We start from the raw sequence: 14,881 nt of genomic DNA, 5'->3' as shown, positions 1-14,881 counted from the left end.
TTTGCGAATATTGTGTTTTATTTTGTGCCTCATTTTTGTTCCAGCCCTCAATCCTGCAGCGGCGCAAGCCAACTCAGGTGAAATGCCACAAGAACAGCAGCTAGCCGTAAAATATATGAATGCGCTAACTGAACACGACTATAAGACACTGCGAAAATTCTATAACCGCGAAAGCGTCTTCTTCGACAAAACCGCCAACCGTAAATACACTGGCGGCCGCTTCATCATCGACTTCCTTGAGCGCGCCCACGAGGGCGTGCTCGAGTACAACTTCAACATAGAACATATGTATAACGCAGGCTCTTTAGTAGTGATGATAGGTAACTATCATTTCAAGGGTCCAGGTGAACAATTTGGCAAACCGGGGAAAATCATCGATGTTGCGATACCTGGTGTGACAAGCCTTAAGATCGACATGCTCAATCGCAGAGTAACGGAACATGTCGACCTAATCGATTACCAGACCATGTCAGACCAATTAGCGATGCAGTAGTAACAAAATTTATCCGTCTTTGAAACTTGATCCCTAAAAACGAGTCGAAACTAACAATGAGTCAATACCACTGCGTATTTCACCTTTGAAAAATTGACTGAGCCGTTTCGTTTCAATGAGGTTTGTATGAAGTTTTTTGGATTGATAGCCCTTCTCGCCCTTAATGGCTTAATACTGGCCCCAAAAGCACAGGCTTTACAGCCCATTATCGTTTCCTACGCCGTTCAGCCTGTAAGTCATTTTAATCAACAACTACGTACCGCTCAGGCGCAACATCAGCCTTGGTCGGAAGATCCCAATAAAATCAGCAGCCAATATGCAGGCAACAAATTTACTTTAGTGCGAACTCAAACCAATAAAGATGGCATTTTGACCTATCAAGTGAGCGAACTTTCCAAGCAGCATCCACAGATGCTGTTGATTATCTCACTGAAACAAAACGCTAAACTTTGGCAGGTAAGTTCGGCCCAATTGGCATGGAAATGCAGTGGCGGGCAACACTTTGGCACCGACAGATGTAATATCGCCGAGCATGAGGCCAACACAGCGCCTTAATCTTGTTTTGTGAAAAGATTCAAAAACAAAGAGCGCCCTAAGGCGCTCTTTTTGTTCGTTTAAACTTACTGTAGCGTAAATCTAACTAAACCAACGTCACTATACCAAAGTCACTTTGGCAAACTTACGTTTACCGACTTGGAATACAGCAACAGTACCCGCGAACAAAGTCATACGGCTATCTTCTAGCTTTTCGCCGTCCATCTTCACCGCGCCTTGCTTGATCATCCGCATCGCCTCTGAAGTCGACGACACTAAGTCTGCGTCTTTCAACAGATTGGCAATCGCAATACCTTCACCCGCAACTAACTCAATTTCTTCGATATCATCGGGGATCATGCCCTTAGAACGATCGACAAAGGCTTGATGCGCACTTTCGGCAGACGCTGCATCGTGGAAACGTGTGATAATTTCCTTAGCTAAGGCGATTTTAATGTCACGTGGGTTAGACCCATTCGCCACATCTTGCTTAAACTGTTCAATTTCAGCCAGTGGGCGGAATGACAGTAGTTCAAAGTAGCGCCACATCAAGTCATCCGAAATTGACATCAGCTTGCCAAACATTTCGTTGGCAGGTTCGCTCACGCCAATATAGTTATGCGCCGATTTAGACATTTTCTTCACGCCGTCTAAACCTTCGAGCAGCGGCATCATGATCACAGCTTGTGGCTTTTGGCCTTCGGCTTTTTGCAGTTCACGGCCCATTAACAGGTTGAACTTTTGATCTGTACCACCCAACTCAACATCGGCCTGCAGCGCAACTGAGTCATAGCCCTGAAGTAAAGGATACATAAACTCATGAATCGCAATCGACTGACCCGAGGCATAACGCTTCTTAAAGTCATCACGCTCCATCATACGAGCCACAGTTTGCTTAGACGCGAGACGGATCATACCAGCGGCGCCCAATGGCTCTAACCAGCTTGAGTTGAATTCGATACGAGTCTTAGCAGGATCGAGGATCTTGTAAACCTGTTCTTTATAGGTTTCCGCGTTCGCTAAAACTTGTTCACGGGTGAGCGGCGGACGTGTGCTATTTTTACCACTTGGGTCCCCCACCATACCAGTAAAGTCACCAATCAAAAAAATGACTTCATGACCTAACTCTTGGAATAATCTTAATTTATTCAAGATTACAGTGTGTCCAAGATGGATATCCGGAGCGGTAGGGTCAGCGCCTAACTTAATACGGAGTGGACGTCCTTCTTTGAGTTTTTCCAGCAGATCCGCTTCGAGTAAAATCTCATCGGTACCACGTCTAATTTCTGCTAATACTTGGTCTAAATCAGCCATCTCGGCAGGGACTCCTAAGGCCATGATCATAAAATGAAGAGACTTATGTTACTTGTTAGCCACCACAATTGAAAGTGTGTACACTAACGGGATTATTTAAGTCTCTGGTTATTGGTATCGGCGTCAATGGGAAAGGTTATAACGTTATTTAAATTGTTGCCTAAAAAGCATCAAATTCTCCTTAGCATTCTTTCAGTTATCACAATGATAACCATGCTTCTACCTTCTGAAGAAGCGCAAGCTTCAAGACAAACCACTAGCATTGATGACCAAGCTCAAATCAACACCCGTTATGATGTGCCCTTAGCTTTTCGCTCGCCTGAACGCCCTGAGTTGCCAGAAGGTCAAACAGATAATGCTCCGACAACGGCTGAACCGTTATCCTCACCCGATGCGCTTGCTGCAGGTGGAGTCAATAATCAAGCCGCAGGATCCCACGAAAGCGCTCTTCACAGAGATGTCGAACATTTTAACGTCAAAAATGGTGATACTTTAGCTGCGGTATTTGATCGCGCTGGCTTAACCAGCAAAGATGTTTATGAAATCACCCAGTTGCCTTTAGCCAAGCAAAACTTACTTAAGATAATGCCGGGCGAAGAAATTGTGATTTCAAAGGATGCAAACGGTAATTTGACTGAAGTGCGTTATCGGGTCGATGCTATTTCCACGCTAGTCATCACTAAAAGCCAAGAGCAATACAACGAAAAAATCTCCGAAAAGGATGTGGAAATCCGCAACCATTTCACCAGTGCCAAAATTAAGAGCAATTTCTGGAATGCCGCCGTCGATGCAGGCATGTCTGCCAACCAGATATTACAATTATCGACCGTATTCGGCTGGGATATCGACTTTGCCTTAGACTTACGCGAAGGCGACAGCTTCGCCATTATTTACGAGCAAGAATATGCCGATGGTGAATTTTTGCGGAATGGTAATATCTTAGCTGCAGAATTTGTTAACCAAGATGAGCGCTATACTGCCATTCGCTATACCGACGGTAACTATTATTCCGAAAATGGCACTAGCATGCGTAAAGCCTTCCTGCGCTCACCGGTCGATTTTAAGTATGTCAGCTCCAACTTTAACCCAAGACGTTTGCACCCAGTGACAGGCCAAGTCAAAGCCCATCGCGGTGTAGACTATGTCGCAGCCATTGGCACGCCCATTAAAGCTGCGGGTAGTGGACGCGTTATTGAGTCTGGTTATAATCAATTCAACGGTAACTATGTGTTTATCAAACATAACGATACCTATACCACCAAATATCTACACCTCACAAAACGTAATGTCAGCAAAGGCGCCAACGTTAAGCAAGGACAAATTATTGGTACTTTAGGTAAAACAGGCCGTGTCACTGGGGCTCATTTACATTACGAATTTATCGTCAATGGCGTACACCGCAACCCGAGAACGATTACGCTACCGAAATCCGAATCAATTGCGAGAAAAGAAAAAAATCAATTCGATGCACTTAGCAAGCAATTGATGACTACACTTTCGCAAAACAAGCAAACGCAATTGGCAATGCAATAACGACGGATGGATTCCTCCCAATGAAAAACGCTTATTATATTGGACTGATGTCAGGCACCAGCATGGACGGTGTCGATGCAGTATTGGTCGACTTTTCAGGCGCGCAGCCGCAGCTTATCGCCAGTCATACCGAAGCTATTCCGAGCCATTTACTCAAAGGTCTACAGCGCCTGTGCTTACCCAGCTCAGATGAAATTAACCGCCTCGGCCGTTTAGATCGAAATGTGGGTCAGCTATTTGCCTTAGCAGTCAATAATCTGATGGCTAAATGTGCTATTGCGAAAGAAGATGTCATCGCCATTGGTAGCCATGGTCAAACTGTGCGCCATATGCCAAACCTCGAAGTGGGTTTTACCTTACAAATAGGCGATCCTAATACTATTGCGACCGAAACAGGCATAGATGTCATTGCCGATTTTCGTCGCAAAGATATTGCCCTTGGTGGGCAAGGCGCGCCCTTAGTACCCGCATTCCACCAGCAAACCTTTGCCCAAGTCGGTAAAAAACGTGTCATCCTCAATATTGGTGGTATTGCCAATATCACCTATCTGCCGGGCAATAGCGAAGAAGTCTTAGGCTTTGATACAGGGCCAGGCAACACCTTAATTGATGCCTGGATGCAACAGGTTAAAAGTGAACCCTTCGATAAAAATGGCGAATGGGCTGCATCCGGAAAAACTGATGAAAGCTTATTAACTCAGTTGCTTTCGCATCCGTATTTTTCCCTTGCTTACCCTAAAAGCACTGGTCGCGAACTGTTTAACCAAGCTTGGTTAGAGCAGCAATTATCGCCCTTTAATCATTTAGATGAAGAAGATATTCAATCAACTTTATTGGATTTAACCTGCCACAGCATAGCCCAAGACATTATAAAACTATCCAATGAAGGGGAATTATTCGTCTGTGGCGGCGGTGCATTTAATGGTCAACTGATGCAGCGTCTTGCAGCCTTATTACCAGATTATAAGCTGGATACTACCTCGGCCCTTGGCGTCGATCCTAAGTGGGCAGAAGGCATCGCCTTTGCCTGGCTCGCCATGCGCAATCACTTAGGTTTACCCGCTAATCTCCCTGCAGTAACAGGCGCATCCCGTGAAGCCATACTCGGCGGACGATTTAGCGCTAAGTAATTGGCCGTCGCAAAATACTAAAGCGATAACCTAAACAAGAGCTTCTACATGAAGCTCTTGTTGTCTTTAAAAGACAAACTAATCTTTCCCCCCTCTTCCAGCCTAAATTTCTCAAGAAAATCAGCAGCTATTTTAAAGCCATCTATTCTTAATTACTGAAGCATTTAGTGACAGAAGCATGAGTAAAAAAGTTTCGTCACTGAAGCTTAATCAAGTCTCACTATAGTAAAAACGGATACAGGATATTGCTATAAACAGCTCAAACACTTAGGAATAGCCTCATAGGCGTTCAATAAGAAACTGGTTTTAAGGGAACTCATGTCTACAGCGCGATTTTGCTCACTCAGACAAGATCCGCTAATAGGCAGGTAAATTAGGAATAAAGACGCACTGATTAACAAACAAGCGTCTTTAAAAGAATAGGAAATCAAACAATGAACATGTCACAAAAAATGGCGGCAGAATTTCTCGGCACCTTGTGGTTAGTCCTTGGAGGGTGTGGTAGTGCTGTACTTGCCGCCGCATTTCCAGAAGTAGGCATAGGCTTACTCGGCGTCGCTTTAGCTTTTGGATTAACCGTATTAACCATGGCCTTTGCGATTGGCCATATTTCAGGTTGTCATCTCAACCCTGCAGTGTCATTCGGCCTTTGGGCTGGGGGACGTTTTCCGGCAGCAGAATTATTGCCCTATATCGTAGCCCAAGTCGCGGGTGGAATTGTTGGCGCAGGCATCTTGTATCTCATCGCTTCAGGACAAGAGGGATTTTCACTCGCGGGCGGATTTGCCTCTAACGGTTTTGGTGAGCATTCACCAGGTGGCTATAGCATGCTGTCGGTGATGATTTGTGAAATCGTTATGACACTGTTCTTCTTGATTATTATTTTAGGAGCCACCGATGAGCGAGCGCCTAAGGGATTTGCCCCAATTGCCATAGGGTTAGGTTTAACCTTAATTCACCTTATTAGTATTCCTGTGTCCAATACTTCGGTGAACCCAGCGCGTAGCACAGGCCCTGCACTGTTTGTCGGTGACTGGGCGGTATCACAACTCTGGTTGTTCTGGGTAGCACCGATTGCCGGTGCCATTTTGGCGGGCTTTATCTATCGCTACTTCCACGCGGCAGAATAAAAGCCGAAGATCTAACACAACAGCGCTCTCTTGGCGCTGTTGTTCTTTTTCTAATCCCGCTCTAATGTTACCATTTAGCCAACTGGCGAATTTTGCTGTGCCCTAGGTTTTTACATTAGAGACACAACAGGCTTCGCCCTATCCAAGCAAAAGAGATATTTTTCATGAGCAAGACTGTTAAAAACCTCGCTGAGACAGCAGCAATGACGCCAGAAGCCCGTTACGATTACCTCGTTGAACAAGTTAAAGAACACAAAATACTTTGGACATTACAAGATCAAGACGGTTGCGTGATGTTAACCACTGAAGAAGAAGATTGCATCCCAATGTGGCCAACCGAAGAAGCCGCTGATTCTTGGGCTGTGGATGAATGGAGTGATTGCCAAACGTTAGCGATTCCACTCGACGAATTTCACGAAAGATGGGTGCCAGGCATGGAAGATGACGACCTCTTTGTCGCCGTATTCCCAGTATTAGATGATTTAGGTGTGGTAATCCCACCTTATGAGTTAGATCAAAGATTAGCGCCTAAGCAAAGCCACTAATCGCTATCGCTAAACGAGAATGCCTATGAGCGAGCAAAAATCGGCGATACCGACATCAGAGGCAAGTACAGCCCTGAGTCAACACTTTCCGAAACGACTCATTGCCCTATTGCTAGTGTATGTTGTTGCGTCAGTGAGTGGCTTAATCGCTAAGCAAGGGGTGTTATTTTGTCTGCTAACCCTCCTGATGGTGATTGCCATTATCGGTCGGCAAAAAGCAGGGCTTATCATGCTGCGCGGCTACACAGTCGTGCAGCTTGGATTGATTAGCATGCTGCCAGTGATCATGTACGATCCGGGCAACTTAGTGGTAGGTCCAACGACAGTTTACTTAGGTGAATGGCAGGGAAAACTGCCTGACTATGTGATTTTTATCACTTTGATCGTCTTGTCATTACTGCAAGTTTGGATAGCCTTTGATAAAAAGGTAAAGGCATGGTTTAAACCTAAGCTTAACCTGAACATCATGAGCTAAGCTCTTGTAGAAAATAAATTTAGCCCAACAAAAAGCCGTCATTGCGACGGCTTTTTTGATCTCACTCCACGCCTAAAAAGATGCAAAGTTAGTCATCATTAAACAGAAAAACTTTTTACACAGAGAAACTAGCACCACAGCCACAAGTTGTGGTTGCGTTAGGGTTTTTCACGAAGAAGCGAGAACCTTCCAGTCCTGAAGTGTAATCCACTTCACCACCGACCAAATATTGTAGGCTCATAGGATCGACAACCAAGAGAACACCTTGTTTTTCTATCGTAAAATCGCCGTCATTGACCTTTTCATCAAAGGTAAAGCCGTACTGAAATCCAGAACAACCACCACCAGTCACATAGACTCGTAGCTTAAGTGCAGGATTTTGCTCTTCTTCCAGCAAACCTTTCACCTTAGCGGCTGCCGCATCGGTAAATTGGATTGGCATTGCTGTATCAGCTTGATCAGTCATTACTACCTCTTACATCAGTTTTCTGGGGCAAATTATCCTTTACCTGACTGTTTTGTTCAAGTATTACCCGTGGTTCTTTTTTACCCTGTAATAACTCAGGGGCACTATAGACATGTTCGGTCTGCGAATTCTTAGTCCAGCGGCTCGAAGGCACCAGCACTTTGACTTTCACTTGTTGTAAATTAAAGCCAGCAGGAACAGTAACCTTGGTATCTATGACTTGAAAATAACGAAAATCAAATTCCAACTTAGAACCCGTGAGTTTGTTCACACTCAAGCTAACAGATTTGCCATCTTGCACACCAATGAGCGTCAATTCAGTTCGACCTTGAATCGCTTGCTTACGTTTTTGCAACTGAGTCAACACCAACTTGAGATGGTATTCATCGGCCAAAGCGCCCGGCGTCATTTCAAGTCCGTGAATAGCGACACCTTCAGCATTATCATCCGGTGTCATAATGCTGCGGTAAAACGCCAGTTCATGTTCCAATTCTTTTTGCTTTTTCATTTGCTGGCCAAACATTTCTTGCATTTGGGTATTAGCCTCTCGCTCGACGGACAGCTCTAAATTTCGGGTTGCAAGTAGTTGGGTCTGTGCCTCTAACTCAGCGGTCAAGCGTTGAGTCTTGCTGCTGATATGCTTAACAACAGGCTCATCGCTGCTTAATAGCAGAAAACTTATCCAAGCCCCAAAAAGAATAGAAACTAACACTAAAAGCGATAAATATACTGAAGATGGACGATACTTGAGATCCATCACTTGCAGCCGATCTAGCCAACGATGATAATTTGGCATTAGGTAACAGCCCCTTATATAAAATACAATCAACTCAAGAACGAGTTCAATACAATACAACTCAGGCCAATGTAGTGCAATTAACGATAAATAAAGTCGCTATCCAACATGCCATCGTCACAGCCAAAAAGTATTTAACCAATGAGCTACGTGACCATTTATCTCAAGCGCGCATCAGTGCACAGCTGTGCATACTGGCACTGTTATTTGCTGTTTTTGCATCCTGTGTGATCTTACTGTTTCGACTCTTGCTCGTTTGGGCTAATCATTACACCCAAATACAGGCGCTGGATTTTACGGGGAACGTCGCCGACTGGCGAGCCCTGTTACCCCTTTTAGGCGCAATATTAATTTGGATAGTGGCGAATTTGGGCTCCAAACGCTACAAACGTATGGGAATAGCCTATGTGTTACATAGAGTTAAACTGCATTATGGTAAAATCCCCCTACAATCCGCCGCTGGGCAATTTTTTCAAGCACTCTTTGCCCTTGGCACAAATTTCTCAGTCGGCCGTGAAGGTCCAGCCATTCATCTGGGTGCTGTCAGCGCCAGTTTTCTTGCTGAAAAATTCAATCTTCCCGATAATAGCGTACGCATCATGTGTGCCAGTGGCATTGCAGCAGGGATTGCCGCAACGTTTAACGCGCCCTTGGCGGCGGTGATTTTTGTACTCGAAGTGATAGTACGTGAATATAAAATCCATTACTTTTTCCCGATTATGCTATCAGCAATTTGTGGCGCAGTTTCAAGCCAACTGGTGTTTGGTAATGTGCACGAATTTGACCGTATTCAAGTGATCCACATTCCCTTAGACCATTACCCTATTCTCGCCATTGGCGGCGTGGTATTAGGCTGCGCCGCGGCGCTGTTTAATTACTCACTCTTAAAAGTCACCGCGACGGGTCAAAACTGGCCACTCATTTACCGACTATTACTGGCGGGCAGCGTCACCACCTTAATAGGTCTAGTATTGCCACAAGCCCTTGGCACAGGCGATCTCGCTATTGGCGAAGCCATTAGCCAACATCCAAGCCTATTGCTGTTAATCGCCCTATTATTTGCCAAAATCATTGCCACTATTGCGGCGATTGGCTTAGGTATTCCCGGCGGTTTAATTGGTCCACTTTATGGTATCGGCGCGCTGCTCGGGGCGATTTTGGCGCTGATCAGCGCTATCTTATTCCCGTCCATCGCCCCTTATGTAGGGCTTTACACTGTGATCGGCATGACAGCCATGATGGGCGTGTGTTTAAGCGCGCCGCTGGCCGCCTTAGTCGCCCTGTTAGAAATGACTAATGACGCCAGCATTATTTTACCGGCAATGTTTGTAACAATTCCGGCTTTTTTAATTGCTTATCAGGGTTTTAAGACCGACTCCATTTTCTTTAAGCAATTAGAAATTATGGGACTAGGTTATAAGGTCGCCCCCGTGAATTTAGCACTGCAGAAAAAAGGCGTACGAGCCTTAATGGATAAACGCTTTGTTATCGTCAATAACAACGATGAATTGTTACTCGAAGTGCTAAAACGCGCCGAAGGTCGCCCTGTGCTAGTCCGCAATGCCGATGGCATTATCGAAATGCTTAGTCTTGAAATGCAATCCTATGATGACAGTACCACGCTATCACGCCATCCCATGCAAGGGCTAAGCGACAGCACCACCCTCAATGAAGTCTATTCACTATTGTCGCCCAAACGCTGCGGTGAGGTGTTTATCTATCAAGATACACCAGACAATGTGGTTGGGGTGATCAGTTGGTCGAACCTACAACATGAGATTCGTTCAGGCCAAGCCTAATATCGCTTCAAAATCTAGCCGCTATTCAATACCTAATTTTGATTCAAACCTGAGACGGCAGATTAAAAGCTTTGGGCTTCATCGCAAAAATCTAACACAGTGGCAATGTGGCTATTTCGTTGCCCCAGCGCTTCTGCTACAATCGCGCCTCAGCCACCCTACATAACATCAGGGCAGATAAGCGCGATAATGCTGCTTAAAATGCCCCCTAGCAAATTGGAAAACAGGCTGATGAATCAGTTCGAAGGATCCCATATCCTCTCCGTAAACCAGTTAGATCTTGACTCAATCCAAACTATTTTTAATGTCGCTAGCCGCATGATGCCCTATGCACTTCGAGAGAAGCGCAATAATGTGCTCGATGGCGCCATTTTAGGTAACCTGTTTTTCGAACCGAGTACCCGTACCCGCGTGAGTTTTGGCTGTGCCTTTAACTTGCTCGGCGGCCATGTACGTGAAACCACAGGCATGGCTTCATCGTCTTTATCTAAAGGTGAATCCCTGTACGATACGGCGCGGGTGTTATCCACCTATTCTGATGTCATTGCCATGCGCCATCCAGACTCTTACTCGGTCAAAGAGTTTGCTGAAGGCAGCCGCGTCCCAGTGATCAACGGCGGCGATGGTTCGAACGAGCATCCGACCCAAGCTTTACTCGATTTATACACTATCCAAAAAGAACTCAAATGTGCTGGCCGCGGTATCGATGGCATGCACATCGCTATGGTCGGCGACTTAAAATTTGGCCGTACTGTACATTCACTGTCGCGTTTACTCTGCATGTATAAAAACATCAGTTTCACACTGATTTCACCCGCTGAATTAGCTATGCCTGATTATGTGATCTCCGACATTGAAAATGCTGGCCATAGCATCAAAATAACCGACCAACTTGAAGGCCATTTAGATCAAGCAGATATTTTGTATCTCACTCGCATTCAAGAAGAACGCTTCCCTTCACAGGAAGAAGCAAATAAGTATCGCGGCAAGTTCCGCTTAAATCGCAGTATTTACACTCAGCATTGCAAATCTAACACTGTCATTATGCACCCGCTTCCAAGGGATTCACGGGCGCAAGCCAATGAGTTAGATAATGATTTAAATAGCCATCCCAATCTTGCTATCTTCAGACAGGCGGATAATGGGCTGTTAATTCGCATGGCTTTGTTTGCATTGACACTCGGCGTTGATAATCAACTCGAAAAATATGAGTGTCCGGTTAATTGGTATTCACGTAAAGCCGATCGCTAATTGGCTACAGACTTTAAGGACTAAACATGACCCGTTCCGAAGCGCTATTTGAACAGGCTAAAAAAACCATCCCCGGCGGCGTTAACTCTCCGGTTCGTGCATTTAATGGTGTAGGCGGTTCGCCCCTGTTTATTGAAAAAGCTAACGGCGCTTATATTTACGATGCCGATGGTAAAGCTTATATAGACTATGTCGGTTCTTGGGGCCCGATGATCCTCGGCCACAACCATCCTAAAATCCGTGCTGCGGTATTAGCAGCGGTAGAAAATGGCTTATCTTTTGGTGCGCCAACTGAGCTTGAAGTGCAAATGGCCGAAAAAGTCATCTCTATGGTGCCTTCTATCGAGCAAGTACGCATGGTGAGTTCAGGTACAGAAGCCACTATGAGTGCTATCCGTTTGGCACGCGGTTTTACCAATCGTGACAAGATCTTAAAATTTGAAGGCTGCTACCACGGCCACGCAGATTGCCTGTTAGTGAAAGCCGGTTCTGGCGCGTTAACGTTAGGTCAACCTAGCTCACCCGGTATTCCTGAAGATTTCGCCAAACACACCTTAACGGCTGTGTATAACGATTTAGATTCAGTTAGAACCCTGTTCGAGCAGTATCCAACTGAGATTTCTTGCATCATCATCGAGCCCGTTGCTGGCAACATGAACTGTATTCCACCTGTCCCTGGTTTCCTTCAAGGTCTGCGTGATATGTGTGATGAGTTTGGCGCGCTGTTGATTATCGATGAAGTGATGACAGGTTTTCGCGTATCACTAAGTGGCGCTCAAGGTTACTACGGCGTCACACCAGACTTAACCACACTCGGTAAAGTGATTGGTGGCGGTATGCCAGTGGGGGCTTTCGGTGGCCGTAAAGATGTGATGCAATTTATCGCTCCTACAGGTCCGGTTTACCAAGCGGGTACGTTATCGGGTAACCCCATTGCGATGTCAGCGGGTCTGGCACAAATGGAAGCCCTGTGTGAAGAAGGTCTATACGAAGCACTGAGCGCGAAAACCAAACGTATTGCAGAAGGCTTTAAAGCGGCTGCGGATAAGCACGGTATTCCAATGGCGATCAACTATGTTGGTGGCATGTTCGGTTTCTTCTTCACGGAACAACCCGAGATCACTCGTTTCGATCAAGTGACCCAATGCAATATCGAACAGTTCCGTATTTTCTACCACGGCATGCTAGATGAAGGTGTTTACTTAGCGCCAAGTGCCTATGAAGCAGGCTTCCTGTCAATGGCCCATGGCGAAGAAGAAATGCGCTTAACCTTAGAAGCGGCTGATCGCGTATTGGCTAGCATGAAAGCGGCAAGTTAAGCCTAAGCTTTAGTATTTAAGCCGTTTAAACATAACAAAGGGACGCCAATGCGTCCCTTTGCTTTTATTAGATTTAGTTAACTTTGTGTCACTTTAATAACGATCAGACTTTTTAGAACCTAAAGCCGATTTAAATATTTTCGCAGCTACCATGAATTGTAAGGTCAAGTGGATATGCTCAATAACGTGCTAAGGCCAACCCATCAAGCCCAGCGCAATAAGTTGCTTACCACAATACGTTAACCAAACGAGTGAGCCTAAAAGCAAAAGACTCCAGATAACAAATGTCATTTTCCTCTACTCCAAAACACAATATCCAGTATTGATACCCAAACAAGCTCAAGACGCAGAATTCTGCAGGACTGAGTGCTAAGAGCACTCTACTTCCTAGCGGGCACTCATTCAAAAGGCAAGCATTAAAAATGCCTGCCTACATAGGCATGACAATTCAGGAATAACGACCTGAATAAAAATTAATTGAAGAATATGCAAACTAACTGCTTAGACTTTAATCGTAGATCTCACTTTTAACACGGTAATCAAATCAAACAATACAGTTAATAACGCTGCAATAATCACAATAACCAATATATAAAACTAATTAGCAACCCAAAAGCATGAGATAGACATCACAAAGAAGCATTAAATTGAGTTACAGCTAACAGTTGCGTTCTCTAGCCCATTATGTTCTGATCCGCACGCGCTAACACGGCTAGCTTAATTTAGCCTTGATATGCCCAATCTTTAGGTTGACTCAAGTCGCCCTACGACATCAAAACAGCAGTTGGAATTGCAGTTATGTTAAATACCTTTCTCATCTTACTGGCCGTGCTCGCATTGCTCAGTATTATTTTCGAAGAAGTGACCCACCTTAATAAAGCAAAAACCACCTTATTCTTTGGTTGTATCTCTTGGGTAGCGCTGTTTATGGCTGCAGGGGAACCAGCTAATGAGAAAATCGTTGCCCATCAGCTCAATGAAAATTTGCTCGAGATTGCCACACTTTGGCTCTTTCTGATGTCGACCATGACCTTCGTAGCATATTTGAATGCTAAGGGTATGATCCAAATCATGGTGCAAAAGCTGTTTCCGCAGAAAGTATCAGTGCGTATGTTAATGATCCAAGTCGCCCTATTTGCACTCGTGCTCTCAGCATTTTGTGATAACGTCACCGCGACTTTAGTGTCTTTAGGTTTATTAACCACCTTTAAACTCGACAAGCAAATGCGCCGTAGAATGGCAGTGTTGATTATCTTCGCGGTGAACTCAGGCGGTGTAGCCCTGATCACTGGCGATGTGACGACACTGATGATCTTCTTAGCTGGACATGTGCATATGTCTGAACTGCTGATGTTATTTATCCCATCGGCCGTGAGCGTGATTTTACTGGCAACTCTGTTCTCACTCAAAGCCGAAGGTGTTGTGAGCACGACGCCAATCAAACATACTTATCAAACCGTTGATGTATTGATTGCCCTCGTCTTCTTCTGCACCATTTTAATGACCATGCTACTCAACATATTGTTTGGTATCCCGCCAGTGTTAACCTTCTTAACGGGTCTATCAATTATGTTCCTGATTGGCCATACCACGCGCAGTGATAAAGAAGAAATCAAGATCCTAGAGTATATTCGCCAAGTTGAATACGACACTCTGTTGTTCTTCTTAGGTATTTTACTGCTCGTTGGTATGCTTAAAGAAATTGGCACCTTAGACATGTTGACTGAAGCTTATACTCAGTTTAATCCAAACATCTCTAACTTCGTCACTGGTATGGGCTCAGCCTTAATTGATAACGTACCGCTAACAGCGGCATTGTTAAAAGCCAATCCAGTGCTGAGTACTCCTGAATGGCTTGGCTTGACTTACAGCGTCGGAGTCGGTGGTTCACTGCTGATTATCGGTTCAGCATCAGGTATTGTAGCCATGAGTAAAGTGAAAGAACTGACTTTTGTGAGTTACTTGAAATATGTTCCTGCACTTTTCCTCTGCTACAGCGTCGGTTACGCACTGACCCTATTCTTAGCCAACAGACTGTTTGATTAAGTTGAGATTAGCTGAGATCAAAAAAGGCGCCTAGTGCGCCTTTTTTATCA

Annotated in this window: 14 protein-coding genes; 11 read left to right on the top strand and 3 right to left on the bottom strand. The window is 45.0% G+C overall.

Annotated elements, in window-relative coordinates; translation table 11 throughout:
* The first annotated feature begins 1 nt into the window (after position 1).
* Positions 2 to 493 carry a nuclear transport factor 2 family protein gene (locus HUB64_RS11430; RefSeq protein WP_028760847.1) on the top strand — a complete coding sequence of 164 codons (492 nt, stop codon included), beginning with the start codon at positions 2 to 4 and terminating at the stop codon, positions 491 to 493.
* Between the two features lie 126 nt (positions 494 to 619).
* Entirely contained in the window at positions 620 to 1,048 is a 429-nt protein-coding gene (locus HUB64_RS11425; RefSeq protein ID WP_028760848.1) for a hypothetical protein, read from the top strand.
* Between the two features lie 99 nt (positions 1,049 to 1,147).
* Here HUB64_RS11425 and tyrS read toward each other — a convergent pair whose 3' ends face one another.
* Positions 1,148 to 2,341 carry a tyrosine--tRNA ligase gene (gene tyrS / locus HUB64_RS11420; RefSeq protein WP_173246149.1) on the bottom strand — a complete coding sequence of 398 codons (1,194 nt, stop codon included), beginning with the start codon at positions 2,339 to 2,341 and terminating at the stop codon, positions 1,148 to 1,150.
* Between the two features lie 126 nt (positions 2,342 to 2,467).
* Between tyrS and HUB64_RS11415 the strand changes: the two genes are divergently transcribed.
* The 5 genes from HUB64_RS11415 (at position 2,468) to HUB64_RS11395 (ending at position 7,154) form a co-directional block, all read left to right on the top strand.
* Positions 2,468 to 3,874, top strand: a complete 1,407-nt coding sequence (locus tag HUB64_RS11415) for a peptidoglycan DD-metalloendopeptidase family protein (RefSeq protein ID WP_173246152.1) — start codon at positions 2,468 to 2,470, stop codon at positions 3,872 to 3,874.
* A 20-nt stretch (positions 3,875 to 3,894) separates the two neighbouring features.
* Positions 3,895 to 5,004, top strand: a complete 1,110-nt coding sequence (locus tag HUB64_RS11410) for an anhydro-N-acetylmuramic acid kinase (protein ID WP_173497024.1) — start codon at positions 3,895 to 3,897, stop codon at positions 5,002 to 5,004.
* Positions 5,005 to 5,438: 434 nt separating this feature from the next.
* Positions 5,439 to 6,134 (top strand): aquaporin Z, encoded by a 696-nt coding sequence (gene aqpZ / locus HUB64_RS11405; protein WP_173246158.1) that lies wholly within the window; start codon positions 5,439 to 5,441, stop codon positions 6,132 to 6,134.
* Positions 6,135 to 6,298: 164 nt separating this feature from the next.
* Positions 6,299 to 6,679 carry a DUF2750 domain-containing protein gene (locus HUB64_RS11400; protein ID WP_028760853.1) on the top strand — a complete coding sequence of 127 codons (381 nt, stop codon included), beginning with the start codon at positions 6,299 to 6,301 and terminating at the stop codon, positions 6,677 to 6,679.
* Between the two features lie 25 nt (positions 6,680 to 6,704).
* Positions 6,705 to 7,154 (top strand): hypothetical protein, encoded by a 450-nt coding sequence (locus tag HUB64_RS11395; RefSeq protein ID WP_173246161.1) that lies wholly within the window; start codon positions 6,705 to 6,707, stop codon positions 7,152 to 7,154.
* A gap of 115 nt (positions 7,155 to 7,269) precedes the next feature.
* On the opposite strand, the gene erpA is transcribed toward HUB64_RS11395, so the two are convergent.
* Positions 7,270 to 7,620 carry an iron-sulfur cluster insertion protein ErpA gene (gene erpA, locus HUB64_RS11390; protein ID WP_006080742.1) on the bottom strand — a complete coding sequence of 117 codons (351 nt, stop codon included), beginning with the start codon at positions 7,618 to 7,620 and terminating at the stop codon, positions 7,270 to 7,272.
* Positions 7,613 to 8,416, bottom strand: coding sequence for a DUF6776 family protein (locus HUB64_RS11385; RefSeq protein ID WP_173246164.1), 804 nt, complete (start codon positions 8,414 to 8,416; stop codon positions 7,613 to 7,615). Before HUB64_RS11385 ends, erpA begins: the two co-directional genes overlap by 8 nt.
* 74 nt (positions 8,417 to 8,490) lie before the next feature.
* On the opposite strand from HUB64_RS11385, the gene HUB64_RS11380 reads away from it, so the two are divergent.
* The 4 genes from HUB64_RS11380 (at position 8,491) to nhaD (ending at position 14,831) form a co-directional block, all read left to right on the top strand.
* On the top strand, positions 8,491 to 10,215 hold the full coding sequence (locus HUB64_RS11380) for a chloride channel protein (protein ID WP_173246166.1): 1,725 nt from the start codon (positions 8,491 to 8,493) through the stop codon (positions 10,213 to 10,215).
* Between the two features lie 231 nt (positions 10,216 to 10,446).
* Positions 10,447 to 11,466, top strand: coding sequence for an aspartate carbamoyltransferase (locus HUB64_RS11375; protein WP_105249881.1), 1,020 nt, complete (start codon positions 10,447 to 10,449; stop codon positions 11,464 to 11,466).
* Positions 11,467 to 11,492: 26 nt separating this feature from the next.
* Positions 11,493 to 12,785, top strand: coding sequence for a glutamate-1-semialdehyde 2,1-aminomutase (gene hemL, locus HUB64_RS11370; protein WP_105249882.1), 1,293 nt, complete (start codon positions 11,493 to 11,495; stop codon positions 12,783 to 12,785).
* 798 nt (positions 12,786 to 13,583) lie between these two features.
* Positions 13,584 to 14,831, top strand: coding sequence for a sodium:proton antiporter NhaD (gene nhaD / locus HUB64_RS11365; protein ID WP_028760859.1), 1,248 nt, complete (start codon positions 13,584 to 13,586; stop codon positions 14,829 to 14,831).
* Positions 14,832 to 14,881 lie beyond the last annotated feature (50 nt).

Source organism: Shewanella sp. ISTPL2, from assembly GCF_013283205.1.
Lineage (GTDB): Bacteria > Pseudomonadota > Gammaproteobacteria > Enterobacterales > Shewanellaceae > Shewanella > Shewanella oncorhynchi.
Note: the sequence above shows the minus strand (reverse complement) of the source record. Positions and strands in the feature narration are given on the sequence as shown.

Excerpts from the sequence above, each read along its gene's own strand:
- HUB64_RS11425 (WP_028760848.1), top strand. The coding sequence starts at position 620 with ATGAAGTTTTTTGGATTGATAGCCCTTCTCGCCCTTAATGGCTTAATA.
- tyrS (WP_173246149.1), bottom strand. The coding sequence starts at position 2,341 with ATGGCTGATTTAGACCAAGTATTAGCAGAAATTAGACGTGGTACCGAT.
- HUB64_RS11415 (WP_173246152.1), top strand. The coding sequence starts at position 2,468 with ATGGGAAAGGTTATAACGTTATTTAAATTGTTGCCTAAAAAGCATCAA.
- HUB64_RS11410 (WP_173497024.1), top strand. The coding sequence starts at position 3,895 with ATGAAAAACGCTTATTATATTGGACTGATGTCAGGCACCAGCATGGAC.
- aqpZ (WP_173246158.1), top strand. The coding sequence starts at position 5,439 with ATGAACATGTCACAAAAAATGGCGGCAGAATTTCTCGGCACCTTGTGG.
- HUB64_RS11400 (WP_028760853.1), top strand. The coding sequence starts at position 6,299 with ATGAGCAAGACTGTTAAAAACCTCGCTGAGACAGCAGCAATGACGCCA.
- HUB64_RS11395 (WP_173246161.1), top strand. The coding sequence starts at position 6,705 with ATGAGCGAGCAAAAATCGGCGATACCGACATCAGAGGCAAGTACAGCC.
- erpA (WP_006080742.1), bottom strand. The coding sequence starts at position 7,620 with ATGACTGATCAAGCTGATACAGCAATGCCAATCCAATTTACCGATGCG.
- HUB64_RS11385 (WP_173246164.1), bottom strand. The coding sequence starts at position 8,416 with ATGCCAAATTATCATCGTTGGCTAGATCGGCTGCAAGTGATGGATCTC.
- HUB64_RS11375 (WP_105249881.1), top strand. The coding sequence starts at position 10,447 with ATGAATCAGTTCGAAGGATCCCATATCCTCTCCGTAAACCAGTTAGAT.
- hemL (WP_105249882.1), top strand. The coding sequence starts at position 11,493 with ATGACCCGTTCCGAAGCGCTATTTGAACAGGCTAAAAAAACCATCCCC.
- nhaD (WP_028760859.1), top strand. The coding sequence starts at position 13,584 with ATGTTAAATACCTTTCTCATCTTACTGGCCGTGCTCGCATTGCTCAGT.